Raw genomic sequence first — 26,146 nt, forward strand, 5'->3', positions numbered from 1 at the left:
ATCACAGGGAAGGTTATGCTTTTTACATAAGTTGCCATTCTCCAATAAATCGCCGCATAATACACACATATCATACTTCCGACTCGTGATGTATTTTTTACAATCTAAGCATAAAATACCACCCGTTTTACCACACTTATAACAGTGGTGAGGAGCGATAATTGATAATAGCGTGTCAAACATTGTAATTTTTACGTTTTAAGCCTTTCTCTGTTGATTATAACGCACATTACAGTTATACTAATAAAGACTTTGTCAATGAGCCTATTATAAAAGTGGAGGAAATTATGGCCCGAAAGCAAGATGATACATTACTAACAGAGCAGGAATTGGCTGCGGCGTTTATTGACGATGATAACGACGATCTGCTACCTGGTTTTAACGACGACAATAGCAGAAGCAACAGCACATCAGCAACACGATCCGATGACAACTGGGAAGATGAAGCTGATGATGCAATGGGTCAATTGGCTGTTGACGTTTTCGAGACAGAAAACAACCTAGTTATCAAAGCTCGTACTGCCGGCGTAGATCGAAACGACCTAGACGTAAGCATTTCTGACGGCATCTTAACAATTAGCGGTACACTGTCTAGCGGTGACGAGGCAGATGTTCGCCAATGGCACATCCAAGAATGCTACTGGGGCGAATTCAGTCGTACATTAGCATTACCAACCGCTGTAAATGAAGAAGGCGTTAAGGCAGAATTAAAAGATGGCGTTTTGACAATTACTTTTGAAAAGATAAAGCAAGAAAAAGCAAAGAAGATTCAAGTTCTATAAAAAACCATTTCACAGAAATTACCGTCACAAGTTGGCGGTATTTTTTTAGCCACAAAAAAAGAACCTCATCAGCGAGGCTCTTTTTTACCGGTAGGGTAGATTAACCCTTAAACTTATCGATAACCATATTGACGATTGCGTATGCTAAAATAGCGATCACCAAACCGACAATTGCGTACAAAACTGTGTTCTTAGCCGCCTGAACCTTATTGCTATCACCGGCTGAAGTAGTGTAGCGGATACCACCCCAGATAAGCATAATAACGCTCAATGCACCGACGGCAAACAAGAATATATTTACAAATTGCTTAACCAAAGTTTGAGGATCTGAAGCGGTTTCACTCACACCTTCTCCTCTTGCACTGCTTACACCATTAGTTAAGGTAAAATCACTTTCAGCACTTGCAGCTGGAGATACAGCCAAAGCAACAGTTGGTACTACCAGTAGTCCCGCCAAGATTAATTTTAATTTATTCATTGTTATTTTCTCCTTGTTTAATGATATTACTATTATACATTTTTATCTGTTATTTGCAAAACTAATTAGCCCCCACTTCAATTCCGAATTGTCTCAAAATCATCTTAACTATAACCCATGCAAGAACAGCTACAATTAGACCAACTATCGAATAAGTGAGAGTAGTTTGAGCAGACTTCGTTTTTGCGGCATCTCCAGCTGAAGTAATATAGCGAAATCCGCTAAAGATAATCATAGCAACAGATAAAATTCCAACAGTCCATAGTAGAAAATTAATCAATATACTTATTAGTCCACCTTCACCCGCAATGCTTTTATTTTCCATATCCGCCGTAGTAGCAGTTGTTATACCTTTCTTTACGACGCTATTAGCAGCTTGCGCAGAAACGTTTGTCGGAAGAGAAGCTACTGATATGGCTGAAAATCCAAACACCGAACAAGCTACAATTAACGCCGATAATATCATTTTTTTCATTTTTACTCCTTATTATGATTACTAGATTCATCATGTTTGACGGGCTTATTAAACCCATCAAACACAAAATTGACAATCGCCGAAGCAAATACAGAGACTATTAAGCCAACGACAGCATATAAAATAGTACTCCTAGCTTTTGCAGCCTTCTGAGCATCACCACTGGAAAGCGCAAATAAAATACCACCAATAACTATCATAATAATCGAGATAGCACCGACAGCCATAAGTAGAACTTCAACGATAGTTTTTATAATACCGTTCACTTGAGTTTCGCCACTGCCCCTATTTTGGCAATAGACAGACTTGTCACCTCCATTTTCCCCTGAGCAAATATCGATACCGTTAGCCGCAGACACCGCTGGAGTGAACACTCCAAGAAGTCCAATCATTAGTATTCCAGCCGCCAGGATTTTTGTAAAAATCTTCATTTTAAACCTTTCCTATAATATAACCTGTTATAGCAATCGCGTTAGCAATAATTACCAAACCGATGACTGCATATAGAATAGTATTCTTTGCGCTGGCAGTCTTAGCTGGATCGCCAGCAGATAGGGAATAATTTATCCCAGCAATAATCACAATAATAACAGCTACGACACCAGCCACCCAAAATGCCAAATTAACAAACTTCATAATATCTACATCATTATTCTTCGGCACACCAAGACTATCAGCACTCCCCAACAATCCAGCAAAAAATTCCATATATCTCATTTTATACTCCTATATTTGATGATATAAAGTTAACCAACGCAACAGAAGCTAGGGCAATAACCAAACCAATCGCGGCACTCATAATAGTCTTTCGCCCATGTGCGGCCTTATCTGGAGCACCATTACTGGTCATCATCAAGAACCCACCGTATATAATATATCCAACGGTCGTATAGCCAATAAGCTGCAATAGATCATCGACAATATTAAGTACGATTTTCCAAATATAGTTAGCTTGGGAATTAGTATCTGCACCTGGATTTTTAAGGGAACAGTCATTATTAGTTAAACCGCTATACCATGGTTTTAACGTTAAAATTTTTCCCTTATTAGAACACGTATCGTTATCATCCGCAAAAGAAGTATTCGGGAAAGTTACGCTCGCCCCAAACGACCCTATAATCATTAAAGACATTGCTATTATAATTTTCTTCATCAATCGAAAACTCCTCCTGGAATAATAAAGTTAGTAATTGCCACCATGAATGCAAACATTATTATCCCAATGACAGTATTCGTCCAGACTTCACGTGCTTTTTTTATCTTATCAGGACTACCCTCAGAAGTAGTATATAAAAATGCCCCGTATATAACAGCACCAACCGCCGCAACTCCAATACCAGCGGTTAAAATCTTAATGACTTGCTTTATTATGCTAATGATTGCTGTACTGCCATTACCATCACAAGAGATAACAGAGGTTTCCGCGCCGCCGCAGCTGGCAGCCAAAGCTACTTTGGGGATAAAAACGCTCCCTGCGATTGCTGTTGCGATAAATATACTGATTACAATATTTCTTTTTGTCATAAAATTTTCTCTTATACCTAAATTGTAAAATAGTCAAGCGAAAAAAGCAAACATTTTCCTTGAAAAGACAGAAGTAATCTGATAATATAGGGAATATTGATATGCGCTCGTAGTGAAGTTGGCCTATCACGCCTCCCTGTCACGGAGGAGATCGCCGGTTCGAATCCGGTCGAGCGCGCCACAGATGATTCACCCTAATAGGGTGTTTTTTTTATGGAAAATATACCATATTTATTGCATTTCTGTACAATTTATGTTATGATATCGCCAATTGGACTGGAAGGTCTAAGGAGTTTTTATAATAAAATACCTGACAATGTCAGAGAAAGGACCCCAAGCGTTATGGTTTATAGTCCCAATAAGCTTAATAGCCCAAGCGGTTCAGAAGCAAAGCTTTCAACTTCACTTAAAGAAAAAGCCTTAAAGGGCATCGCTACAATGGCGACACTGCTGGCTACAGTAGCTCCGTTGTCAGCCTGCGGTGAGACTCACAGTAAGCCGACTCCAGATACTACAACATCTACAGCGCAGGAAACGCAGAATCCAACATCAACTTTAAGCCCAACCCCATCTCCTGAAGCCAGCACAACTAAGACTGAGAAAGACATACCTCAAGAAATAATCGACAAATATAAAGACATAAATCTATCTGACATCAGAGGTCTTTTAGAAAAAGAAAAAAGCGGCGAAGAAGTTAGCTATAGTGAATGGCGAGCTACTTTCACTAAATTCGTAAACGAAAACTTAATACCAGAAGACAATCGAATATCTGCAGATAAATACGAAGCTGTATACACTAACAAAGATAATCTAGTCGAAGATCTAAGTCCTGTCATCGAAAATAATGTTATAGGTATATTCGCTCTTGGAAGTATACGTCAAGACTCTATTGAACACGGTTATCCTTTCTCTAAAGAAGAAATGAAAATCATAGACAAGGGTGTATTAAATACAATTACAGCCGCTCAAGCTAAGTTCTCCTTAGGTTCTATAACTAAGTATGATAAGAATGAGCATTTTCCTAATATATTCAGGATAAAATATATAACCAATATTAGGGCAGAGGCCATTTTTGAGAGCACGGGTAAAAACTATAAAGGTGAAGAGACGCCATATACCTATTACACGTCTGACCCTTATGAAAAAGGGACCCAGAACCATTGTGACGTTAAACAATCTATCGCAAGATGCATGGAAACCGAAGCTGGCGTAGATCTTGGACCAAATAAATCTCCGTCTGGAACCGGTTCTATATATGGAGCTGCTACTATAGAAATAGCTAAAGTATATAAAATATCCTATGAAAATACTGACGGCAAGCAACGATCTGTACCTTTTGTAGTTAGAACGTTTGTTAACGGCGACACAGATCCAAATAACTTAAATGTCCCCGGAACTCAGGAGGTTTGTAGTAGTTTACATAGCGTAGATTTCACTGACGTCGGCAAAGAAATGTATATGACACCCGTAATAGCTGGTTTTGATATATTGACCGACTCTGACATAGACTTTCCATTCCTGGAAGAAAATGGTGTTAAAGTAGCACCTAGATCCATTCCCGAGGTTGCTGAAGCTATTGAAAATAGAAATAAGTAGATTTTTTAATCTATTCCTTGCATAAACACCTTCATATGTGATTAAATGAAGGTGTTTATGTTTATTGGGAAACAAGCAATTAAAAGGGTGGGTCGGCTTAAGAAGTCTATTATACTTTTATGCATATTTACTCTTTTTATACTACCTATAGCAAATATTTTATCAGCCCATCCCGCATTAGCTTCAAAAGACCCGAGCAGATTTGGCAGCCTATCAGAGAATGACCAATACAAGTTCTTCACGTATGCCTCTGTTATAGCTAATTGTTTCGAGCTAAAAGGCCTAAGTGTGCACCAAGATGTCGACGACCAGATGCTGACTAAAAATGAAATGTTTAGAGATACCGCGTGGATTTATGTGGGCACATATCCAAACGTGAAAAGCTTTTCTAAAGGAGCAATAAACTGCGGAGATACAGGATTTCAACAGGAAGCCTTTAATCTTTTTGGGACTTCGCCAAACGAATTAATGTGTTATATGGGTTATCCCAAGAATGGCCTAAAAGGAAAAAATGATACCGAGGCAAAGCATGAAGAATGTGTTGCTTTAGGATTAACTAACGATTTCACCTATAGTGGTATGCCTAAGGATGGCAAAGAGACTTTCTTAAATGCTCTTAAGGCATTAACTGGATACGATCACACTAAAGCAGAAAAAGACGCTTACATAAAATATAGAAAATATTCAGACTGGATTAAGGGTTGTGTGGATGGTGAAGCAACCAGTAAGTCTGACAACACTTGGAAGGTTTCTGTCGTTAACATAGACACTAAAAAGGTTGATAGGATATACAAACCAAAAGGCAAAACTGAGTACATGTACGACGGAGGATATAACAAATATAATACGCCTGAATTTTCATGCAAATCAATTGAAAGTGAACTGGCAATTGCAGCTAAAAAATATTTAAATGTTCTAAAAGCACAGGCAGTATCTACTGCCTGTGCAGGACTGGCGGGTGAAAAGCTTAAAGCCTGCAAAGACGGCGCAAACCATAGGAGTGATACCGCATACTGTGGAAAAACCTATGATGGTGACGAAGAAAAAATAAATGCCTGTAAACAAGGTCAATCTGCCAAAATTGAAGCCCCAGAAGAAGAAGAGGAAGGTGGCGAACCAAAAAACTCCTGCGGTATTGATGGAGGTTTAGGCTGGCTAATCTGCCCCGTAATGACATTCGTAGCTATGATTAATGACGCAGCCTACGGTGCTATTTCTGGATTTTTAGATATAAAACCAGCAATACTTGGTGACAACAGCAATACTTCCGGAGCAAAGCAAGGTTGGGATTTTTTCCGCAATATAGCCAACGCCATATTCGCCGTAATATTCTTATGGATCATATTTTCTCAAATCTCTAATGTTGGCGTTAGTAATTATGGAATTAAGAAAATCCTGCCTCGCTTAATAATAGGAGCTTTACTAGTTAATTTATCTTATTATCTTTGTCAGATTTTTGTAGACTTATCTAATATATTAGGGCATACACTAAAAGACGCTTTAGAAGCTGGAGCGGGAAAAATAGGTACTGAATCTGAAGCTGCCGGATGGGGTAGTGCCATCGCTGCTACCCTAGTGGGTGTTGGCGGAGTAGCTGCATTTGCCGCCTTAGCTATTGGAATCCCCACTCTTGCTGCTGGATTCTTTGCAATCATGACAGTATTTATTATTCTAGTAGTTAGACAAGCGGGCGTAATACTATTAATATCCATGTCTCCTATAGCCTTCGCGGCGTGGCTACTGCCAAATACAGAAGACTTATTTAAAAAATGGATGAAAATGTTCCGGGGACTGCTATTAGTATTTCCTATAATATCTTTGTTGTATGGGGCAGGAAAATTAGCTGGTGCAGTATTGGCGTCAAGTGCGACAGTTGATCCGAATAATCCAGACGAGACTCTGCAGCTGGTTGCTTTAGCAGCCACTACTATGCCGCTCATTGCCACTCCTTTTGTATTGCAAAACTCCTTAAGTTCGCTAGGTAGTATTGGCGCAAAGATAGGAAAAATGAGTGCTAATGCACATGGTCGATTCGCCGGAAATGTAAAAAGCACAGCAAAAGGACGTGTTGACAATTCTGTTATTGGCGATACGAAAAGAAAATACTCAGACTTCATAAATAGAAAACGCGCAAGCATGCGAGCAGGTGATTTTCGCACAAAGATAGACAATGGTAAGGTTGGTCGATTTATGGGTTGGGATAAAGGTGGAGCACGCGCCCGCGCAACTGTAGCTAAGGCGTTCGAAAGCGACGTTGAAGACGCATCCACAATGTTGCAAGGTATGACATCGGACGATATAACCAATATAGCCAACGGCACAAACACAAAAGCCTCAAAAGCTATGCGCGCAGCTGCCATTGATCATACTATGGCTAATGGTAGTTTTGAAGAACGTATGGAGGTGCTGAGCAGCCTAAAAGGTGTAGATACTTCTATAAAACAACGAGCGATTAAAGGTTCATTTGCAAAGGGAGATAATAATATCATAGGAAACAAATTCGGGAATGATATCCTCGAAGATAAAGTTGGAAATATGACTGATCTAAAGAATATGGCTATAGATAACGCTGCAGGTGGCAATTTACAAGCAGAACATCTTGTGCAAAATGCAGCGGGTACTGAATGGTTAGTTGACGCATCTATGAAGGCGGAGGATAAAAAAACCAACAAAAATGCCACAAGTGCCATATCGAATATTAAAAGTATGGCCCTTAAGGCTAGATTGAACCCAAATACTGCAAAGAATATAAACGGAAAATTGGATAGCACATTCCGTAAAGTTGGCTCTTGACCCCTTCTCTTGACTTTTTCCATCAAAAATGCTAATATAACCTCAGATGGAGTGGTTAATTTCCCGTAAGCAGCTTCTTAATAAGTGGCTGCAGTGGTTTATATTGCTGATAGCAGGGATGCTGGTGGGCATTTTTCTTAATGCCTTAACACACTCAACCTCTGTTTACGCTGTAGACGCAGAATGGAGCGGTCATAATTTAACCTATAATAAAGAAAAATATACAAAGGTAAGTGATGATAAAAAGATCAAACAATTCAACCTACCTGATAATTCGCTTGTTTATGTTAATGAAGATAAGAATAAAAAAGAAACCAAGGTTATTTATTTCCCATCAAGCGAAATATCTTCACTAAGTTCCGCAACCTACGCGGTTTATTCATTTACGCCACCGAACACTTATGAGCAAACCAGCACCTCAACTATTTCAATTGAATCGCCATCTGAAAATTCAACCAGCACTTCCTGTGATGTACAGGGAATAGGGTGGATTATCTGTCCAGTCTCCAACTGGCTGGCTGACGGCATTGATTTTATGTACAGCGCACTTCAGGAGTTCTTAAAAACTAAGCCATTAGAAACAACCAACCAAAATAGTGGAATTTATCTGGCGTGGGTTATTATGCGCAACATTAGCAACGTGGCGTTTATCGTGGCGTTTCTGGTGATTATCTACTCACAATTGACCTCTGTAGGAATTAGCAATTACGGCGTTAAAAAAATGCTCCCTAGGTTAGTAATTGCGGCAGTGTTGGTCAATTTATCGTTCACGTTTTGTGCTGTATTGCTAGACTTATCAAACGTAACTGGTTACGCTTTCCAAGACGCTTTCATGGGGATTAAAAACACAATATCCACCGTAGGAGAAAATACGGGCGTAGGTTGGACATGGTCAGAAGTTATTGTGATGATACTATCCAACGGAGCTTTAGCTGGTGGAGTGGTCGCAACAGTAGCCATGGGGTCAGAGCTGCTACCATTGGCACTATCAGCATTAGTGGGAATAGGTCTAGTGCTTCTCTTAGTGCTTCTAATTATGGCAGCACGTCAAGCTTTAATTGTAATCTTAATTATCATTTCACCTTTAGCCTTCGTTTGTTATTTACTTCCTGGCACAGAAAAATGGTTTAAGAAATGGCGAGACTTATTCTTCACGATGTTAGTATTTTTCCCGGCATTCGCTGTAGTGTTCGGTGGAGCTCAATTGGCAGGAATAATAATTATCCAAAACGCTACAGGAGCAAATGGTGGAATAATGCAGATTTTAGGAATGGTAGTTCAAGTTATACCATTAGCTTTAACGCCTATAATTCTGAAACTTAGCGGCGGAGTATTAGGTAAATTTGCTGGGTTTGTTAATGATAAGAATAAGGGATTATACGACAGAACCAAGAACTATGCTAAAGATCGTCGTGAGACCATTAAAAACAAGAAGTTGGCTAACCCCAATATGGCGCGATTCAACCCAAATCGTTTACGCCGTTGGGCAGATCATAAAGGTAGAGCACTCAAAAAAGATCTGGAAACTTCACAGAAAAATGCCGAGAATTCATTTAGAGATACAGCCAGGTATAAGAAGTTAGACTTAGAGGCCAGGCAGGCTTCCAGGCGTGCAGATCTGTTATCCGCACAAGATGACAATCGCTACACCGAAGCTACGCTGGGTCACGCACCAACTGATACGTATGGGAAGAGACCTCTGTACGATCGTGCTCTACGAACCGTGTCAGCTACCTATGCAACTCGACGAGATTTGAAAGCTCATCAGCAGCAAACTGCATTCATGAATGATATTAAAGACCTAGAAACAGAAATTGCAGTGTCTGGACTAATTAAGAATAACGCTCAACGCCAGCAGCATAGTGAGTTTGCAGAGCAATTGATAAACAGCAAGGAACTTCGAGAGAAGGCTGGCGGCAATGTATTCAAAGATGCAAATGGCAATTTGATTGGTGCAAATGCAGCCTTAGCTTCAGCCATAGCAACCAGCCGTAGCGAATATGCCAAGTCGATTGATGAGGCTCGTCAAATTATAAAGCACTACAAATTAGATGCAAAACAGAGACAGGGATTAGCCCTGGATAAGGTATCTATAAACCTTCCTGGTGGAGTTAATTTATCTGGAGATAGTATATTTGTACGTGAAGCCGCAATTGAGGAGCAGATTAAATACGGTACCGCAGCAGAAGTAGCCGAGCTTCTTAGTGAATTGCCGCCAGAATTCTACTCTTCTGCAGCTTCAGCATTAGCAGAATCCGGTGTAAGGAATAAGGCGTCCTTTATGGGAGGTAAGCTCATCGATGATATGCTGAAGGGTGATATTAATAACAGGGGAGACCTAATGAACCACTTTGCTGAATGGCTACAGGGTGGTAAATACAAGCCTGAAACCTTAGCGTCTACGGATGCTGATGCCGTTAAGTTGTTGATAGAAGCTGTAAATACTACATCTGTGATTACTGATAAGAAACGTCAAGATATCAAGGATGTTATCAATACAATTCTTACCGACAGGAGGTTATCTGCAAACGTAACAGATGCCGCCAAAGAGCAATTTGAGATTTTCCGAAACATACTATAATAGCTGTGATTTTGATATAATATAAGCAGTATGTCGGTGTATAAAGTTCCTCAAGATGTCGAGGCGGAGGACAAACTGCTCGGGCCGTTTAGTTTCCGACAGTTTGTGTTCTTAATTATAGCTGTTATCGGAATCGCTATTGCGTACGGTTTGAGTACAATTTTACTACCTTTGGCAATAATTCCTGTGCCGATAATTATATTCTTTGGAGCGCTGGCTTTACCTCTTAAAAAAGATCAGCCAATGGAAGTTTATTTGGCAGCAGTCATTTCTTTTATGCTAAAACCAAAAAAGCGTCTATGGCAGCCTGATGGAATTGAAAGATTAGTCGAAGTTATCGCGCCAAAAGTCGAGGAGAAGACTTACGGCAATAATTATGATCAAGCCGAAGTCCAGCGAAGATTGTCATATTTGGCGAATTTGGTAGATAGTCAAGGTTGGTCAATTCGTGGCGTCAATAATCCGAATAGCTCGATGCGTGCCGATTTATTCAACGAAGGGCAGGCAGCCAACGACATATTGGATGAAAATAGTGCTACGGCGCAAAATATCAATCACTTAATAAATCAGTCAGATGTTCGTAGGCGACAAGAAGTTATCCAAAAGATGCAAACAGGGCAATCTGCTACGCCGCCTCCTACGCAAACACCTCAACCATCTCAACCAGATAATCCTGCTCCAGCCGCACCACTACAAATGAACCCGTACCCAACAATGCGTCAATCTGTATTGAATCCAGTGCCCGGACGGCCTGCCGCGAGCGCTCCAGCTCAAACTCAGCCGACAACCACGCCGCAAGCTAGCGTAAACGAGGTGTCACCTGCTATAATAGAACTGGCAAATAACCGCGACCTCTCGATTGAAACGATTGCGCGTGAGGCAAATCGAATTCAGCAAGAAAATAAATTATCAGATGAGGAAGTGGTGATTTCACTACGTTAGGTGGGGTTTATGCAACCAGAGTTACAAAATCAACAATCTTATCAGCAGGTTCCGCAAACCAATGCGGCTCTTCCTGGTGTCTCTCAGCAGCCATCAGAGGCAATTGGTTCGGGACCAAATCCAGCCACACCAGCTCCAGATAAAACCCCTGACGACAAGAAGCAAAAAGGACCAATCAGCACCCAGAATACGCTGCTTTTCTCTGAAATGCGCGAAAATATGATTATTATGAGCGACGGCAGTTTTCGGGCGGTAGTGGAATGTGAATCAATTAACTTTGACCTTATGAGTTCACGCGAAAGAGAGGGAATTGAGTTCAGTTATCAAAACTTCATTAACTCTCTGTATTTCCCAATTCAAGTTCTTATCCGTTCACGCCGCGTGGATATTGGTCCGTACCTGGACAGATTAGCTGAAATTCGCCGCAATCAAGATAACATGCTTCTCAACGTCTTAATGGACGATTATATGGATTTCATTGATATTCTGGCACAAGAGGCGAACATTATGGATAAGAGTTTTTATGTTGTCGTTCCATATTATCCAGCTGGCGAGGAAAATGCCTTCAAACAACAGACTAAGGGATTGTTCAATAGTTTCTTCAGCGGGAAAAAAGAAGCGATCGTAACAAAAATTGACCAAGTTACTTACACCAAAGCCAAAGATGAAATTAAAAACCGCATCGATTCGGTTATGAACGGGCTATTCCAAATGGGCGTAAAAAGCTGGCAATTAAATACCAGGCAACTGGGCGAGCTATTCTACACTTCATATAATCCCGACACGTCGTCACGTGAATCATTAGAGGACATTGACCCGAGCGAGCTTACGACCACTTACGTAACTAAGGGAACTGGTCCATCACCGAGAGGAGGAAGGTCATAATGGCAAAGAAGAAATTAGATGCCGTTGATATTGCTGCTCAACAACGAGCAAGGGAGCAAGCCGAAGTCGAACAGGCCTTCTTAACTGGTGTTCGAACTTTGCGTGATTTTATTGCGCCAAGTAGTATTGAGCTTCATTCTGACCATTTTCGACTTGGCTCAAAATATGGCCGCACAATGTATGTTTATGGCTATCCTCGCCAAATCTACACCGGCTGGCTTAGCTCAATTATTAACATCGATGAAGTGCTGGATATCAGTATGTTTATTTATCCAGTCGATACGCAAATTGTCCTGAATAACCTGCGTAAAAAAGTTACCCAGCTGGAAGCAACCATGAATATAAACATGGAAAAGGGAAAGGTGCGCGATCCAGGCTTGGAAGCGGCTTTGCAAGACGCCGAAGAATTGCGCGATCAATTGCAGATTGGCGCCGAAAAGTTCTTCCGCTACGGCTTATATATTACGCTTTACGCCGACAGCTTGGACGAGCTAAACTTCATCCAGCATAAAATTGAAACTATTTTTGGCCAGCAATTGGTGTTCTCAAAAGTGGCTTCCAGCCAGCAAGAGCAGGGATTGAATAGCTCTATTCCACAATTGACTGATGAACTACAGATTCGCCGCAACATGAACACTGGCGCAATTTCAACCAGCTTCCCATTCACTTCAGCCGATTTAACGGACAATAAGGGCGTGCTTTACGGAATTAATATGCATAATAATGGTTTGGTGATTTTTGACAGATTCTCTCTGGAGAACGCCAATATGGTAGTGTTCGCTAAGTCTGGTGCTGGTAAATCATTTACCGTTAAGTTGGAAGCTTTAAGAAGTATGATGGTCGGGGCTGATATTGTGATTATTGACCCAGAAAATGAGTACCAAAAACTATGCGACGCGGTTGGTGGTAGCTATATTCGATTGAGTTTAAGCAGCGACACGAGAATCAATCCGTTTGATTTGCCACGTGTTATTGATACTGATGAGGCAGATGACGCACTGCGTGCTAACTTAGTTACACTGCACGGACTACTCAGGCAAATGCTGGGTGGCGCAGGAGTAGGGGCTGGCGGGCAAGTCGTAGCAGGACTATCGCCAGCAGAAGAAGCTGATATTGATCAAGCATTGATTGACACTTACGCGCGCGTTGGCATTACTTCGGATCCATTGACACATAATTCTACGCCACCGACGATTTCCGACTTATACGACACTTTGCTTCATATGGGCGGAACTGGCCCAAGTCTGGCTCAGCGACTCCGCAAGTTTACCTCTGGAACATTTGCGGGAATATTTTCACAACAGAGTAATATTGATATCAATAATAATATGGTCGTCTTTAACATTCGCGACTTGGAAGATGAGCTGCGACCGACGGCGATGTATATCGTTCTGAACCACATCTGGAATATTACGCGTACCGACCAGAGGAAACGTATGTTGATTGTTGACGAGGCTTGGCAATTGATGAAATATGACGATTCTGCCAACTTCTTATTCTCATTAGCCAAGCGCGCCCGCAAATACCAATTAGGATTAACGACTATCACACAGGACGTGGAAGATTTCGTCGGAAGTAAAATGGGGCGAGCAATCGTTTCCAACTCCTCAATGCAGCTACTTTTGAAGCAATCCGCTAGCGCCGTTGACGTTTTGGCGCAAGTGTTTAAATTGACAGATGAAGAGCAGAAGCGACTAGCCAATTTCCCAGTTGGGCAAGGATTATTCTTTGCTGGACAAAATCACGTTCATATTCAGATTCAGGCTAGTGACACCGAGTATAATTTGATCAATACAAATCCCGTGTCACAACAAATAAAACCGTCAGATTCACCAATCGGCGGCTACGGAGCGGTGTAGAAAAATAGCGAGAAAATATGGCACGAGTTGATTACACGACGGATTCCGAAACTGACAGCAGATTAAATCCTGCTGAGCAGACTAAGTCGGCTGGCTATGATAGCGGGTCAGAGTTAAGTGATCGCGAAAAAGATGTCACAAATGACCTTAAATCTCAGTTTGATAATAAAGATTCGGATTTGAATCCTAATCAAAACGATTCCGCCAGCGCTGCTGTTAATAACCAAGAGTCGTCCGTTCCAGGCAACGGTTTTTATCAGCCATCTAATGACAAAAAACGAAACAATTTAAAATCTACTCTAAAGCTTGCGAAAAAAAGTAGAGGCATAATAGCTATAGTTGGTATTCTACTTTCCTTAGCAGCCACTTTTTCAGCTCTTCTGCCATTAAAATTAAATTCTCTACTGGACAATATAGATCAACAGATAGGAAGCGTTGCTCATTATTCAGTTGAAGAGCGCTTACAATACATAACTACACGCTGGTTGGCTATGAGAGTCATGAAAGAAGCCTATCCGGGAGATGAACACCTAGTTTTTTGTAAAGGCGGTGGCATAATATGTTCACTCACTTCAACAAAATATTCCGCTTGGTTTGAAAAAATGCTTGACGCTAAATTTGAAAAAGAAGGCGTCAATGTAAAAGTAGTCATAAATTCCCATGGACGCTCAGGATTAGGAGGAAAGGCTTCTCATTTCACCATCAAAAGCGTTAACAAAGACCTTGACAGTATAATGAAAGGCATAGAAAAAGAGGTTGGACATAAGGAAATAAGGAAAAGAATTAAGAATGATATAAAACGAGTGCACGGTCGTAATTATTTAATGCGCTTTATATCCAAACGTATTCTATATAATAAATATGGCGTAAAATCGTTTAATATTATACCCGAAAAACACGTTAGAGCATGGAAAGATTTTAAGGCGAAGATTAAGTCTGAATTCGCTTCTCGTGCCATCGCAAAAATATCACCAAAACTTGCCGCCGTCTTATCGTGTATTAATGGTAGAGATGCCTTAGGTTGTGCAGAAACGCTCGATAAGCTTAAAACCAAACTAGATGGAGATGTAGAAAAAAAAGAGAATGCCCTTAAGGAAAAACCCGACGATCCTAAAGCAAAATTGGATTACGAAGCCGCTAAATCCAACAAAGATACTTTTAGCAAACTTACCGATAATCTAGCTAATGGCGACGGTCTTATTGCAAAAATAATAAACAAAGAACTAGTAAAAAAATTCACAACTGCTTCAGCTATCGTAGGAGCCATTGATATGGCTGCTGGCTTCATAGGTGCTCTAGACTCGGGTACTCTTGAGGTTATGGGACGAGCTCAAGTCGCCCAAACCTACGCCTCTTTTGCTTATGATGAAGGCATTAGCCCAGTTGTAGTAAATGATATGATGAAAACTGGAGACTTAGAAGATATTCGCTATTTAGAGCTTGCGACAAGTTTATTTGACGGGGCAGAATCATCACCACTGTACAGTGAAATTCAGGCTGGCGGGATCACATCATCCATACTTCCGATCCTATCCGGAAACAGCGTATCAGCATCTGGCGGAATACGAACTAAATGTACTGTTGACGGCAAAGAGAAGGTTGTTACATTAGATCCAGGCGAACTTGTTTGTCCTGAAAAGAAAGTTGTCCAGGATTATACAGCATTTACCAAAAATCCAGCATGGCAAACACTAGCCGCAGTAGCTAACTTTTGGAATAATTCTATAGGAGCTGTAATTGACGTAGCTCAGGATATAGCATCCCAAATAACGGAACCTATTGTAAACTTTGTAACTCAATTACCTGGAATTAAACAGGTAATGGACTTTTCACAGGACATAATGGGCACCTTAGTGCAATGGGCAATTAGTTACATATTTAATATTCCAAACGTTGGTATTGACGCTCCAGGAAATAATAATTACGAAGGTTTAGTTGGCGCACAGATGGTCTCAACGGCGGATAGTCTAGAAAATGGTAAAACAGAGTCTGGGTCTGGTATCGGTGGTAAATTATTGAGCGATAATGAATTGGCGATGATAGCAACAAAAACAGAGCAAGAAGATAAAGAAGAGTTTGATCAGCAGCCGATGCTAGCAAAGATATTTGATCCAAACTTAAGAAATTCAGTAGCAAATCAAATGCTTGCTATAATGCCAATCGGTAAAAAATCTGCCATTAATTTCTTAGCGAAAACACCAGCCTTATTATTGTCGCCATTAATGCCGAACAGTCGAGCTTCAGCGGCTACTAATAGATTAGCCGTCATGAAATCTATGGGAATACCTTGGTATGGATATACAGATCCTGAAGTATTGAACGCCGATCCAAATAAATACACCGCAGAAACCTGTAAGACATACGATGAAACTCGAAAGAAGAGCTTAGAGAGAGATAGAAGCACAGGGTATGTCGTTCCTGTTTACAAAACCTCCGATCCTTGTGCTTTAGAGGAGGTAGTAGCTGGTATATTAGCGGAGCGTGCGGGCGATACTGATAGTAAATATTACATTAAAGATCCTAGTGGCAGTAGTAATAGTTCAAAGTCTTCATCTTCAACCGGTGAAGCTGTCGGAGAGCCCGAATTAGAAGAGGCACAGCAGACAGGATGGGGTGGTCATAGCAATGGCGAAATTTCAGAATCAGATTTACAAACCCTATCATTTTCTCCTGAAAGTAAAATGAATAAACAGGCCGCGTCGGCTATGGAAGAGATGAATAAAGCATATAAGGCTGATAACGGATCTAACTTAACCATTAATGAGGCATATCGAGATTGCGCAACACAAATTAGATATAGTAAAGAACTAGGATCAAGAGCGGCTCCAGCCCCCCCATGTATATCAAACCACGGTTGGGGTCTTGCTGCGGACATTAATGTTGGAGGTTTTGATTCTCCCGTATACAAATGGCTCGAGGCGAACGCGCATAAATACGGCTACGTTAATCCGCCTTGGGCAAAGCCTGGCGGCAGCAAGCCTGAGCCGTGGCACTGGGAGTATGCAAGGAAGGTTTAATTAAAATGAAAAAGTCTATTATATTTTCTATGATCGCAATATTATTGCTATCGCAAAACACCTCAGCTCTAACGGAGGCTGATTATCCTGCTCAAAATATACGATTATACAGTTCAAAAAGTTCTGCCTGTACCGAAGCAGCAGGATCTGTGTCAGCCGAATTATCTAAAAATATCCCATCGGACTGGGGGAAAATTTTTTCCGCAGCAGCAGAAAAGCACGGCGTTAATCCTAACTTTCTAGCAGCATTATACTTAACAGAACAGGGAAACACTTGGAAACCACTAAACTCTCAATGGGCATCTTCACCGGTTGGCGCTAGTGGTCCTATGCAATTTATGCCGGGAACGTGGAGTGGTCACGCCGAAGACGGAGACGGGGATGGTAAGGCTGACATTATGAACCCTTATGATGCTGTTTTTTCTGCCGCACACCTAGTTAAGTCTCTGAGTACTGATAAAAATACTCCATTAGGCGACATTGGTAGTCCATGGAAGCGGGAGCCTATGACAATTCTATATGCAGCGGGTGCTTACAACTGGGGTGGCGGCAATATTCAAAATCACACATCAGATTCTAGTCCTTTAACTGATGCTCCAACGGAAACTCAAAACTATCTTAAAAATATCTACGAACTATTTAACAGCGACTTTACAAAATCAGGTCACCCAAACTACAAAGATCCGGCACCTTCAGGAGAAGGTGGTAGCGAAAATAGCTCAGCTAATGTGTCAAATTGCGCAAATAGTGGCGGCGTTCATGCCGGAAGTATAGTAGAAACGGCAAAAGGAATGATAAATAAAGACAACCCCGGCACACCCTCACAGGCATATATAGATGCTCGTGCTAAATACAACCCTGAAGCCGGTGGAGATATGAATGACTGTGGAAAGTATGTATCTACTGTTATGCGTGCCAGTGGAGCTGACCCAGACTACCCGCCAGCAGGCACCAGCATCCAAAGAGATTATGTAATGAATTCATCAAAATATACTATCATAAATACTAAATCTCCTAGTGATCTTCAGCCTGGCGATATATTAGTCTACAGCGGTTCGGGATCTTACGGGCACACAATGATATATATCGGAGATCAGGGTGACGGTAATGTCGCAGTAGAGGCATCTCTTGGAGATCATCCTCCTAGATACGCAAATATTGGTCGCGTACAGACTCAATTGGGATATTCAACTAACGTAGTAGCGAGGTTAAATAAATAATTATGTTCAATACTTTTATGCAATTAGATCGCAAAGTTAAGATTGCTATTATTTCATTCGTAGGGTTATCCATTTCACTTATAATCTACGCAGTTTATCTACTGCAATTCGATGCCACGATATATGTATATTCCATACCCGACAACTTGACGATGTCTTATGGCGACGTAAAAAACCAGCAAATTTCATCCAGGAAAGATATTAAAGTAAAGCACGGCAACCATAAATTTACTTTCTCAGCTAACGGATTTGAAAGTTATACTACAGAAATAAATATTAGCAAAAATGAGAAGAAAAACATCATATTCGCCTTAGAACCTATTACAGATGAAGCTAAAAAAGAATATGCAAAAGACAAGTACACCGATATCAAGGAGGGTATAGCTGGTAAAAAAGGTAAAGAAGCTACTCGTCAATTGGAAAATAAAAATCCTGCTATCAAATCTTTACCTATCCACGGCAGAGATTTCTATATATTTCCATGCGACAGATATCGATCTGGAGGAGATAAGACTATAGGAATATGCATAACAGTAACGGACTATTTTAACCGCTCTCAAATTGACGAGGCGTTTGCCAAGCTAAAAGAAAAGGGGATAAACCAAGAAGATTATGACATCAAAGTCAATAATCACATCTGGCCAACAGAGAAAGAGAAATCTACAGGAGTTGCAGTTCAATGTAGAGGCTCGAATCCTGACTGGTGCTACACCTACAGAGATATTTAGCTCTTAAGCGGCATAATAATGTGTGTATAATCAGGATTTTTTACTTGCTCGCGAATTACACACGGCGACAATTTGCCATTAAACGAAAATACGATTTCATCCGCGTCAATAATATTCAAAACCTCAGTTAGGTAGCGTGAATTAAGCGTTACTTGACCATCTGCGGATATTTTGGCTGTTGCCTCTGAGGTGTTCTCGCCAAGTTCAGACGCAATCGAATGAATAGAAAGCAGGGAATTTTCCTCTGATGCAGTAATTGTAATTCCACCGCCAGATTCACGCGCGAATAACGCCGCAATTTTCGTAACTCGACTAAAATCAGACTTCTTAATGACAATCTCAGTTTCAGCAGTCGCTGGAATCAATTGGCGATAATCAGGGAATTTCCCGTCGATCAATCGACTGACAATTTCCATATCTCCCGTCTTAAAACAAACTTGAGAATCGTCAAAAAGAACCGTAATTTTCTTCTCATCGCCGACACTCTTACTGACTTCCGCCAGAGTAGAGGCGGGAATAATAGCCGACACTTCATTGTCTGACTTTATTAGGCGCTTTTCTGCCAGCCTGTAGCCATCAGTAGCAGCCAAGTATAGCGACCCTTCGTAATTGTGCCAATAAACTCCCGTAAGAACTGCTCGCGTAACGTCAGAGCTGACAGCCAACTTCGTTTGGACTATGGCTTTCTTAAGATCCTCAACGTCAATTTCATATTGCATAGCGGTCTTTTCATCAATAGTTGGCAGCTCAGGATATTCATCAGCCACTACGCCATTGATAACTGATGAGAATTTTCCTGAAGTTATATGCAAATGTTCGTTTTTAGTTTCAAGTTCCACCGGGCCGCTTGGTAGGTTTGTAATGAATTCTGATACCAATCGGGCAGGGATTGTAATAGATCCATGATCTTCAATTTTCGCGCCAATGTATTGAGTGGAAGCAATTTCCAAATTCGTTCCAGCAATCAATAATCTTCCTCCGTCAGTACGAAGTAAAATATTATTCAATATCGGCAGTTCATTACGACTTGATGCGATATCTTTGATTAGATTAAGTGCTTTTGCAAGTTTTTCTTGGGTGACTGATACTTTCATTATACTTTCCTTAATTTTTAATTAGTCTTAATAGTAATAGGTGCTGTGGAAACTGGGTAAAAAATGTGTTCAAACAGGGGTGAAGTGGCGATAAAATAGGTGGAAAACTCTGTGTGCTATCTGTGGACTTTATAGTGGATATTTGTGTATTATTCCACTGCCTGCTGACTTGTCGATTTATTTCCACAGATCTGTGTGTTGGTAAGTCACTGCAAAAACACAACATCTGCACAGCTTTTCCACAATTAATGAACATATAATTTATCCTTAATGTCGTTAATTTGTTCGCGAATACTGACATTTGTAAGGCTTTCTTTAGTAATCTTCTCAATTGAATGCATAGCGGTCGTGTGGTCTTTTCGTCCAAGCTCTTGGGCGATTTTCGGAAAACTCATTTTCAGTTCGCTACGCAGAAGGAACATCGCAATTTGTCTTGGCATCGCGATAAATTTATCTCGCCTGGATGAACACATATCTTTTACGTCAATATTATAATAGCGCGCCGTCTTATCAATTATTTGTTTGGCGGTTATATGTTGCGGTCTATTGCGTTTAATATCTCCCAAGATTCCTTCAGCCGCCGCTAAATCAGGAGTGAAATTCTGCATTTCCGCGTAAGCCAGCAATCGATTCAAAGCGCCTTCCAGTTCGCGAATGTTTGTCTTAAAGTTGGTCGCCAGATATTCTACAACATCGGAATCTAGTTCAGTGTTGCTGAGTTCGGCTTTCGCTTTAACAATAGCGCAACGAGTTTCATAATCAGGCATCTGAATATCAATTGCCATACCCCATTCAAATCGACTACGCAAACGATCGGTTAGAGTAGGGATACTTTTTGGCGGTTTGTCTGAGCTAATGATAATTTGCTTGTTGTTCTGATGAAGATCGTTAAATGTATGGAAAAATTCGTCCTGAGTTTTTTCTTTCCCAGCGATAAATTGCATATCATCGACAATCAATACATCGACATTGCGATATTTATCAGAAAAACCTTTTTTCTTGAAACGAATAGAATCCAGAAACTCATTAACAAACGTTTCTGTAGTGATGTAAAGCACGCGCGCCGAAGGTTGTTTTTTAACTATCTCGTTGCCAACAGCCTGCATTAAGTGAGTTTTACCAAGTCCAGAGCCGCCGTAAAGATAGAGCGGATTATATTTTTCTCCTGGGTGTGCCGCGACCGCTTGGCAGGCAGCATAGGCCAAGTCATTACTCGAGCCAACGATGAAGTTGTCAAAGGTATACCTGGGATTAAGATTACTAGAATGAGATTTTTTCGACGGTAGAATCAGCGGCTTTGCTGGTTCTTGTTGCCCACTTTTATCAACTTCACGATTAACGCGCGGTTTTTTATTGCTAGATTCGACGTTATAGGAAATAGACGGGGCATTAATGCCATTATGAGCCAAGGCTTCCAATATTTGCGGATGAAATCGCTTTTCAAGTTGAGTTCTAGCAAAAATATTCGGCGCAATTATAAGAACTTCTTTGTCGGAGATTATTTCCAATTTGGTATTTTTGAACCACGCAGTAAATGACGAAGACGATACAGTTACTTCAATCTCACCTAAAACACCCTGCCAGACCGCATGACTATCCACGAAAATTACTCCCTCAAATTCTGTTAACTGTCTTTACTATAGCAAATAAGGGGAGTTTTCCACAAGTATAAACGGAGTAGAAATGGTACTATTCAAAACAGGGGTGGAGTTTTCCACAATTAAAATTCTCATCTGTTAAAACTGTGGAAAAATATACGTCGATAGTGGAAAAGTCATTGTCGACTTGCAAAAAGTACCGAAAGAATATATACTATTTGTTGATATGCCAAAGCGAACATTTCAACCACACACCCGACACCGTGCAAAGACGCATGGTTTTAGGGCACGAGTTTCTACCAAGGCTGGTAGGCTGGTTTTGAAGCGCCGCCGCCTAAAGGGTCGCGCTAAAATTGCTATTTAATTAATAGCTAAAAATTATCCCGTCGATGAAGGCGGGATTTTTTGATATAATTGTAAAATATGTTACAACAATGTAATCGGTTTCATGGTCATGGCAGTCTTAAGTTTGTCTATAAAAATGGACAGGCGGTTCGTTCGTCTATAGCCACGATAAAATATGTGAAGAATCCGTATCGAAATCACAGCAGATTTGCGGTTGTTGTTAGTAAAAAAGTCCTAAAATCAGCGGTGCGTCGGAATCGTATACGTCGACGTGTTTATGAAATTATTCGCCTGGAACTTCCTAGTATGAAAAACGATCAAGACGTGGCTGTTATTATATTTTCGGCGGAAGTTTTATTGATGCCACATAAAGACTTGAAACAGACAATAAAGAATCTTTTCTCTCAAGCTCAACTGTATAAATAGGCGCTTTTTTGCTATAATTAAGACATGAGTTTTTTTGATGAGTTTATTGTTCGACCGATTTTAAATTTGTTAATGGCTATTTATAGTCTAATTCCGGATTTTGGTGTTAGTGTCATTATCTTTACGATTATTGTAAGACTTTTACTTTGGCCGCTAATTAAGAAGCAACTTCATCAAGCAAAGGCGATGCGTAAAATGCAGCCAGAGTTGATGAAGATCAAAAAACAGTACGCGAAAAATCCACAAATGCGTAACTTAGCGATGGTGGAGCTTTATAAAAAACACAACGTCAGTGCCTTTGGTTCAATTGGCGTTATGATTATTCAGCTGCCGATTTTGATTGCGATGTATCGAGTGGTGCAGATTTTTGTTTCCAGTCGCGCTGATCTAGGAAAATACGTTTATGATTTCATGAAAAATCTGCCGGTTGCTAATAATTTAGTGAATAATCCGGATCAATTTAATCAGAATTTCCTGGGAATTATAGATTTGACGCAACACGCGATATCAAAGAATGGAATTGTTGTTGGCTTGGTTATTTTGGCGACAGTCGCGGCATATTTGCAATATTTAACTTCAAAACAATTGTCGCCCCAATCTGACAGCAATCGTAAGTTGCGTGACATTTTAGCTGAGGCTGGCGATGGAAAAGAAGCAGATCAGGCAGAAGTAAATGCCATTATGACACGAAAAATGATGAAATTTATGCCAGTAATGATGTTCTTCGTGATTGTGTATTTGCCGGCAGCTTTGGCGCTTTATTTGACGACGGCTAGTGCCGTGGGATACCTCCAGAACTATATCATCTTCAAGCAAGACTCTAAAGAAATGCAAGAAATTGCAGATAAAAAATCATCCCAAAAATCTAAAGCATCGACAAAAATCGATAAACGTGTTAAAAAGGCTACAGAGGCTAGGATAACTCGGATCAAGGCTAAGGATTAAGGAGGATTTATGGACCAAATTGAAACGGTTGAATTTGTAAAAAAATATTTAGAGGATTTGCTAACGTTCTTTGACTTGAATCTGGAAGTTTCAGTAAAAATCGAAGATGGAATTGTTATAGCTTCAATTCCACATAGCGAGCGAAGCAGTATTTTAATTGGTAGAAATGCGGAAACACTGCGTAGTATTCAGAGCCTTTTGTCGACAGCTCTTCATCATAAAGAAGCGTCAACTGTTCGGGTGAATTTGGACATTGCAGACTATAAAAAGCAGCACGCTGAAAAAATTGCCGAAAAGGCGCGCGGCTGGATTGAGGAAGTTCGACGAACTGGCGAATCGAAGGTGGTGGACTTGAACGCCGCCGATCGCTGGACAGTGCATCACTTGGCTGGTGAATATAGCGATATTGATACGCATTCTGAAGGTGAAGGTCGCGAACGACGGTTGATTATTAGTCAGAAGAGTTCTTAGCATCTTTAAAGATTATTCTGGAATATAGAACATAATTCCAAACGAGACTGACTGCCGTGGCAGCTAGCTTGCTAATTAATAGGGCAAGTGATTTGTTTAATCCGAAGCTTATAAATATTGGTGTAACAGTAGCGATAACAATTGTTTGAATTACCCATAAACCGAATAGCGTAACTGCCGCGAATAAAAGAAATTGTTTTTTCAAGTTTTGGGATGTTGACTTGAAAGTGTATTTTTTATTTGCAAAAAATGAGAACAAAAAGGCAACGAATGTTGATATAAAATTAGCAAACTCTTTTGGAATATTTAAGAAGATTGTTAGACTAAAAAGTATGCCAAAATCTAGTACCGTATTAGTACTGCCGACGATAAGAAATCTTAATTTATCGGCGTGTTTTTTTAATATTTCCTGCACGATACTCCTCTATTAAATATAATGGTCTGTTTTTTGTCTCAATAAATATCCGTCCTACGTATTCGCCAATTATGCCCAGGGATAATAACTGAACTCCTCCGAGGAATAGGATGACTGCCATTAAGGAAGAATAGCCAGCTCCGGTGGAAACTCCGAACAAAGGGCGAACTAAAAGATATATAATCCAGACAAAAGCAATAAACGAAATGATGAATCCAAAGATAGTTGCCATTCGTAGTGGTGCAGTAGTAAAACTGGTGATTCCGTCGATTGCTAAGTTTAGTAATTTCCGGTAATTCCACTTGGTTTGACCAGCTAATCTGGGATCGCGATCATAAAATATCTCTTTTTTCTTATATCCAATCCAGCTGAAAATTGCTTTTGTGTTACGCTGAGATTCGCGGAATTTTTGTAAAGCCTCAATACATCGGCGATCCAGCAAGCGAAAATCTCCAGTGTCAACCTGAATGGGGATGTTGGTCGATTTCTGCAATATTCTGTAATACCATTGGCTGGTTTTCTTCTTTAGCCAGGTTTCGCCTTGTCGATTGTTACGGCGAGCATAGACATCGTCATAACCATCTTCCCAATACGAAATCATTTCCTGGATGAGTTCCGGTGGGTCTTGCAAATCTGCATCGATAATCACCAGAGCGTCACTTTTTATGTGGTCAATTCCAGCTATCATGGCAATTTCCTTACCGAAGTTTCGCGATAGATTTATATAGCTAATTCGAGAATCTTTTTTTGATTGCTCGGCTATGATTGAAAAAGATTTATCGGTGCTGCCGTCGTTTATAAATAGAAATTCAAATTGATAATTGGACGTATTTTTTGTAAATTCGTCCAAGCGTCTAAATAGTTGCGACAAAACGGATTCTTCGTTGTAGACAGGAATGAGAAGAGTGATGGTTTTCATGGTATTAAATATATTATTTTATTCTGAAAAAATGCTTAAATTTTAATAATCCAGTTTGATTTGGTAGTGGTCCATCGTGAATAATACTATGAATATAGTCGACGGAAACCTTACGATTTTTTTGGATATAAAGACGTTTTTTATAAGCTGCTGGTTTGTGGACGATTGATACTAAAGTGCCTTTGAATGCAGGCCAACCGTTGCCGTGACGGATTGCGCTAGCAAAAATCAACCAATATGTCAGCAAGAATCGTACACCGATATACCAAAATAGTTTACCCGGAACATTTTTAATGAAGACTAACGGCAAGTTTTTAAAAGTATTGTAGACAGCTAATCCGGGAACTTTTTTACTACTAGCGCCAACCTTGTGATAAGCGATAGCCTTGGGTGTGAAGCGAACTTTCCAGCCTGCTAATTGCGCTCGGAAGCTTAAGTCGACATCTTCATAATACATGAAGAAATCTTCGTCAAACATATCTATATCATCAAAGATTTTTACACGATAAATAGCCCCGCCGCCAGTTGCACCAAATATTTCTCCAGGCTTAGTTGGCGCGTTTTTTATGGGCTCGTCACGGTTTCTTGGTCCAGGAAGTCCCCACGTTGTGTAAAAATCTCCAGTTGTGTCAAGAATCTTGCTATTGCGTCTTTGTAGAATTCCAGTAGCAATTCCGCATTCTGGGTATTTTGATAATTGATAAACGAGAGCTTCACACCAGTTTTTATCAGCTATCGCATCCGGATTAAGCACTCCAATATATTCAAAGTTGTTTTTTAGGGCGTAGATTAATCCTGTATTAATTCCTCCCGCGAATCCTAGATTGTCTGAGTTTTTGAGCAAAATAATCTTTTCTTTTTTATGCGACGATATATATTCTTCAAATACAGTAACAGAATTGTCGCTACTATTATTATCTACTATAATAATAGTAGGTTTTAGGGTTTGTTTTATTAATGAATCAACGCACTCTATGGCGTCGTCGGATCCGTTCCAGTTAAGAACTATAATTGCAAGTCTATTCATAATACATTAACTATTATATACTAGTA

The 26,146-nt window shown here is 40.3% G+C and carries 25 protein-coding genes and 1 tRNA gene; 15 read left to right on the forward strand and 11 right to left on the reverse strand.

What is annotated here, in order from left to right; translation table 11 throughout:
- Window positions 1-287 precede the first annotated feature (287 nt).
- On the forward strand, window positions 288-782 hold the full coding sequence (locus LRM49_RS03720) for an Hsp20/alpha crystallin family protein (RefSeq protein WP_243777836.1): 495 nt from the start codon (window positions 288-290) through the stop codon (window positions 780-782).
- 100 nt (window positions 783-882) lie between these two features.
- On the opposite strand, the gene LRM49_RS03725 is transcribed toward LRM49_RS03720, so the two are convergent.
- From LRM49_RS03725 to LRM49_RS03750, 6 genes are all read right to left on the reverse strand, one after another.
- Window positions 883-1,260 carry a pilin gene (locus tag LRM49_RS03725; RefSeq protein ID WP_243777837.1) on the reverse strand — a complete coding sequence of 126 codons (378 nt, stop codon included), beginning with the start codon at window positions 1,258-1,260 and terminating at the stop codon, window positions 883-885.
- 61 nt (window positions 1,261-1,321) lie between these two features.
- The gene (locus LRM49_RS03730) at window positions 1,322-1,735 is read right to left on the reverse strand and encodes a hypothetical protein (RefSeq protein ID WP_243777838.1); all 414 of its coding nucleotides are present in this window, start codon (window positions 1,733-1,735) and stop codon (window positions 1,322-1,324) included.
- Between the two features lie 2 nt (window positions 1,736-1,737).
- Window positions 1,738-2,166, reverse strand: a complete 429-nt coding sequence (locus LRM49_RS03735) for a pilin (protein WP_243777839.1) — start codon at window positions 2,164-2,166, stop codon at window positions 1,738-1,740.
- Between the two features lies 1 nt (window position 2,167).
- Window positions 2,168-2,443, reverse strand: coding sequence for a hypothetical protein (locus tag LRM49_RS03740; RefSeq protein WP_146555100.1), 276 nt, complete (start codon window positions 2,441-2,443; stop codon window positions 2,168-2,170).
- A 10-nt stretch (window positions 2,444-2,453) separates the two neighbouring features.
- Window positions 2,454-2,888, reverse strand: coding sequence for a pilin (locus tag LRM49_RS03745; RefSeq protein WP_243777840.1), 435 nt, complete (start codon window positions 2,886-2,888; stop codon window positions 2,454-2,456).
- Window positions 2,888-3,259: a hypothetical protein gene (locus LRM49_RS03750; RefSeq protein ID WP_243777841.1), complete on the reverse strand. Its 372-nt coding sequence runs from the start codon at window positions 3,257-3,259 to the stop codon at window positions 2,888-2,890. The genes LRM49_RS03745 and LRM49_RS03750 overlap by 1 nt, the downstream gene beginning before the upstream one ends.
- A gap of 103 nt (window positions 3,260-3,362) precedes the next feature.
- Here LRM49_RS03750 and LRM49_RS03755 point away from each other — a divergent pair.
- The 10 genes from LRM49_RS03755 (at window position 3,363) to LRM49_RS03800 (ending at window position 18,880) form a co-directional block, all read left to right on the forward strand.
- Window positions 3,363-3,440 (forward strand) — tRNA-Asp (locus tag LRM49_RS03755).
- A 32-nt stretch (window positions 3,441-3,472) separates the two neighbouring features.
- A complete protein-coding gene (locus LRM49_RS03760) occupies window positions 3,473-4,855 on the forward strand; it encodes a superantigen-like protein SSL4 (RefSeq protein WP_243777842.1) in 1,383 nt (460 codons plus the stop codon).
- Between the two features lie 45 nt (window positions 4,856-4,900).
- Window positions 4,901-7,648: a TrbL/VirB6 family protein gene (locus LRM49_RS03765; protein ID WP_243777843.1), complete on the forward strand. Its 2,748-nt coding sequence runs from the start codon at window positions 4,901-4,903 to the stop codon at window positions 7,646-7,648.
- A gap of 46 nt (window positions 7,649-7,694) precedes the next feature.
- Complete coding sequence (locus LRM49_RS03770; protein WP_243777844.1) at window positions 7,695-10,229, forward strand: TrbL/VirB6 family protein; 2,535 nt, start codon at window positions 7,695-7,697, stop codon at window positions 10,227-10,229.
- A 30-nt stretch (window positions 10,230-10,259) separates the two neighbouring features.
- Window positions 10,260-11,171: a PrgI family protein gene (locus LRM49_RS03775; RefSeq protein WP_243777845.1), complete on the forward strand. Its 912-nt coding sequence runs from the start codon at window positions 10,260-10,262 to the stop codon at window positions 11,169-11,171.
- Between the two features lie 9 nt (window positions 11,172-11,180).
- A complete protein-coding gene (locus LRM49_RS03780) occupies window positions 11,181-12,056 on the forward strand; it encodes a TraC-like domain-containing protein (protein ID WP_243777846.1) in 876 nt (291 codons plus the stop codon).
- Window positions 12,056-13,915: a VirB4-like conjugal transfer ATPase, CD1110 family gene (locus LRM49_RS03785; protein ID WP_129631974.1), complete on the forward strand. Its 1,860-nt coding sequence runs from the start codon at window positions 12,056-12,058 to the stop codon at window positions 13,913-13,915. The genes LRM49_RS03780 and LRM49_RS03785 overlap by 1 nt, the downstream gene beginning before the upstream one ends.
- Window positions 13,916-13,932: 17 nt before the next feature.
- Window positions 13,933-16,932: a M15 family metallopeptidase gene (locus tag LRM49_RS03790; protein ID WP_243777847.1), complete on the forward strand. Its 3,000-nt coding sequence runs from the start codon at window positions 13,933-13,935 to the stop codon at window positions 16,930-16,932.
- Window positions 16,933-16,937: 5 nt separating this feature from the next.
- Window positions 16,938-18,152, forward strand: a complete 1,215-nt coding sequence (locus tag LRM49_RS03795; protein ID WP_275973016.1) for a lytic murein transglycosylase — start codon at window positions 16,938-16,940, stop codon at window positions 18,150-18,152.
- 17 nt (window positions 18,153-18,169) lie between these two features.
- Window positions 18,170-18,880 (forward strand): peptidase associated/transthyretin-like domain-containing protein, encoded by a 711-nt coding sequence (locus LRM49_RS03800; RefSeq protein ID WP_243777848.1) that lies wholly within the window; start codon window positions 18,170-18,172, stop codon window positions 18,878-18,880.
- On the opposite strand, the gene dnaN is transcribed toward LRM49_RS03800, so the two are convergent.
- A complete protein-coding gene (gene dnaN / locus LRM49_RS03805) occupies window positions 18,877-19,974 on the reverse strand; it encodes a DNA polymerase III subunit beta (protein WP_178143072.1) in 1,098 nt (365 codons plus the stop codon). The genes LRM49_RS03800 and dnaN overlap by 4 nt on opposite strands.
- A 245-nt stretch (window positions 19,975-20,219) precedes the next feature.
- A complete protein-coding gene (dnaA, locus tag LRM49_RS03810) occupies window positions 20,220-21,575 on the reverse strand; it encodes a chromosomal replication initiator protein DnaA (RefSeq protein ID WP_243777849.1) in 1,356 nt (451 codons plus the stop codon).
- A gap of 223 nt (window positions 21,576-21,798) precedes the next feature.
- On the opposite strand from dnaA, the gene rpmH reads away from it, so the two are divergent.
- The 4 genes from rpmH to LRM49_RS03830 are packed head-to-tail and all read left to right on the forward strand — an operon-like array spanning window position 21,799 to window position 23,759.
- Window positions 21,799-21,936: a 50S ribosomal protein L34 gene (gene rpmH, locus LRM49_RS03815; protein WP_129631950.1), complete on the forward strand. Its 138-nt coding sequence runs from the start codon at window positions 21,799-21,801 to the stop codon at window positions 21,934-21,936.
- 59 nt (window positions 21,937-21,995) lie between these two features.
- The gene (gene rnpA / locus LRM49_RS03820; RefSeq protein ID WP_129637026.1) at window positions 21,996-22,343 is read left to right on the forward strand and encodes a ribonuclease P protein component; all 348 of its coding nucleotides are present in this window, start codon (window positions 21,996-21,998) and stop codon (window positions 22,341-22,343) included.
- A gap of 24 nt (window positions 22,344-22,367) precedes the next feature.
- Complete coding sequence (locus LRM49_RS03825; protein ID WP_243777850.1) at window positions 22,368-23,288, forward strand: YidC/Oxa1 family membrane protein insertase; 921 nt, start codon at window positions 22,368-22,370, stop codon at window positions 23,286-23,288.
- Window positions 23,289-23,297: 9 nt separating this feature from the next.
- On the forward strand, window positions 23,298-23,759 hold the full coding sequence (locus tag LRM49_RS03830; RefSeq protein WP_243777851.1) for a Jag family protein: 462 nt from the start codon (window positions 23,298-23,300) through the stop codon (window positions 23,757-23,759).
- Here LRM49_RS03830 and LRM49_RS03835 read toward each other — a convergent pair.
- Genes LRM49_RS03835 through LRM49_RS03845 form a run of 3 tightly spaced genes read right to left on the reverse strand, consistent with a single transcriptional unit; the run spans window position 23,740 to window position 26,120 of the window.
- Window positions 23,740-24,174, reverse strand: coding sequence for a GtrA family protein (locus tag LRM49_RS03835; RefSeq protein WP_243777852.1), 435 nt, complete (start codon window positions 24,172-24,174; stop codon window positions 23,740-23,742). The two genes, LRM49_RS03830 and LRM49_RS03835, sit on opposite strands and share 20 nt — an antisense overlap.
- On the reverse strand, window positions 24,143-25,093 hold the full coding sequence (locus LRM49_RS03840; RefSeq protein ID WP_243777853.1) for a glycosyltransferase family 2 protein: 951 nt from the start codon (window positions 25,091-25,093) through the stop codon (window positions 24,143-24,145). Before LRM49_RS03840 ends, LRM49_RS03835 begins: the two co-directional genes overlap by 32 nt.
- 13 nt (window positions 25,094-25,106) lie before the next feature.
- Window positions 25,107-26,120 carry a glycosyltransferase family 2 protein gene (locus LRM49_RS03845; protein WP_243777854.1) on the reverse strand — a complete coding sequence of 338 codons (1,014 nt, stop codon included), beginning with the start codon at window positions 26,118-26,120 and terminating at the stop codon, window positions 25,107-25,109.
- Between the last annotated feature and the right edge of the window lie 26 nt (window positions 26,121-26,146).

Origin of the sequence: Candidatus Nanosynbacter sp. HMT-352 (genome assembly GCF_022819365.1) — a bacterium.
Lineage (GTDB): Bacteria > Patescibacteriota > Saccharimonadia > Saccharimonadales > Saccharimonadaceae > Nanosynbacter.

Coding starts and splice junctions, on each gene's coding strand:
- LRM49_RS03840 (WP_243777853.1), bottom strand. CDS start 25,093: ATGAAAACCATCACTCTTCTCATTCCTGTCTACAACGAAGAATCCGTT.
- LRM49_RS03760 (WP_243777842.1), top strand. CDS start 3,473: ATGGAAAATATACCATATTTATTGCATTTCTGTACAATTTATGTTATG.
- LRM49_RS03765 (WP_243777843.1), top strand. CDS start 4,901: ATGAAGGTGTTTATGTTTATTGGGAAACAAGCAATTAAAAGGGTGGGT.
- LRM49_RS03790 (WP_243777847.1), top strand. CDS start 13,933: ATGGCACGAGTTGATTACACGACGGATTCCGAAACTGACAGCAGATTA.
- LRM49_RS03795 (WP_275973016.1), top strand. CDS start 16,938: ATGAAAAAGTCTATTATATTTTCTATGATCGCAATATTATTGCTATCG.
- LRM49_RS03725 (WP_243777837.1), bottom strand. CDS start 1,260: ATGAATAAATTAAAATTAATCTTGGCGGGACTACTGGTAGTACCAACT.
- LRM49_RS03775 (WP_243777845.1), top strand. CDS start 10,260: ATGTCGGTGTATAAAGTTCCTCAAGATGTCGAGGCGGAGGACAAACTG.
- LRM49_RS03780 (WP_243777846.1), top strand. CDS start 11,181: ATGCAACCAGAGTTACAAAATCAACAATCTTATCAGCAGGTTCCGCAA.
- LRM49_RS03830 (WP_243777851.1), top strand. CDS start 23,298: ATGGACCAAATTGAAACGGTTGAATTTGTAAAAAAATATTTAGAGGAT.
- LRM49_RS03720 (WP_243777836.1), top strand. CDS start 288: ATGGCCCGAAAGCAAGATGATACATTACTAACAGAGCAGGAATTGGCT.
- LRM49_RS03770 (WP_243777844.1), top strand. CDS start 7,695: ATGGAGTGGTTAATTTCCCGTAAGCAGCTTCTTAATAAGTGGCTGCAG.
- rpmH (WP_129631950.1), top strand. CDS start 21,799: ATGCCAAAGCGAACATTTCAACCACACACCCGACACCGTGCAAAGACG.
- LRM49_RS03800 (WP_243777848.1), top strand. CDS start 18,170: ATGCAATTAGATCGCAAAGTTAAGATTGCTATTATTTCATTCGTAGGG.
- LRM49_RS03740 (WP_146555100.1), bottom strand. CDS start 2,443: ATGGAATTTTTTGCTGGATTGTTGGGGAGTGCTGATAGTCTTGGTGTG.
- LRM49_RS03730 (WP_243777838.1), bottom strand. CDS start 1,735: ATGAAAAAAATGATATTATCGGCGTTAATTGTAGCTTGTTCGGTGTTT.
- LRM49_RS03745 (WP_243777840.1), bottom strand. CDS start 2,888: ATGAAGAAAATTATAATAGCAATGTCTTTAATGATTATAGGGTCGTTT.
- LRM49_RS03825 (WP_243777850.1), top strand. CDS start 22,368: ATGAGTTTTTTTGATGAGTTTATTGTTCGACCGATTTTAAATTTGTTA.
- LRM49_RS03785 (WP_129631974.1), top strand. CDS start 12,056: ATGGCAAAGAAGAAATTAGATGCCGTTGATATTGCTGCTCAACAACGA.
- dnaN (WP_178143072.1), bottom strand. CDS start 19,974: ATGAAAGTATCAGTCACCCAAGAAAAACTTGCAAAAGCACTTAATCTA.
- LRM49_RS03735 (WP_243777839.1), bottom strand. CDS start 2,166: ATGAAGATTTTTACAAAAATCCTGGCGGCTGGAATACTAATGATTGGA.
- rnpA (WP_129637026.1), top strand. CDS start 21,996: ATGTTACAACAATGTAATCGGTTTCATGGTCATGGCAGTCTTAAGTTT.
- LRM49_RS03750 (WP_243777841.1), bottom strand. CDS start 3,259: ATGACAAAAAGAAATATTGTAATCAGTATATTTATCGCAACAGCAATC.
- LRM49_RS03845 (WP_243777854.1), bottom strand. CDS start 26,120: ATGAATAGACTTGCAATTATAGTTCTTAACTGGAACGGATCCGACGAC.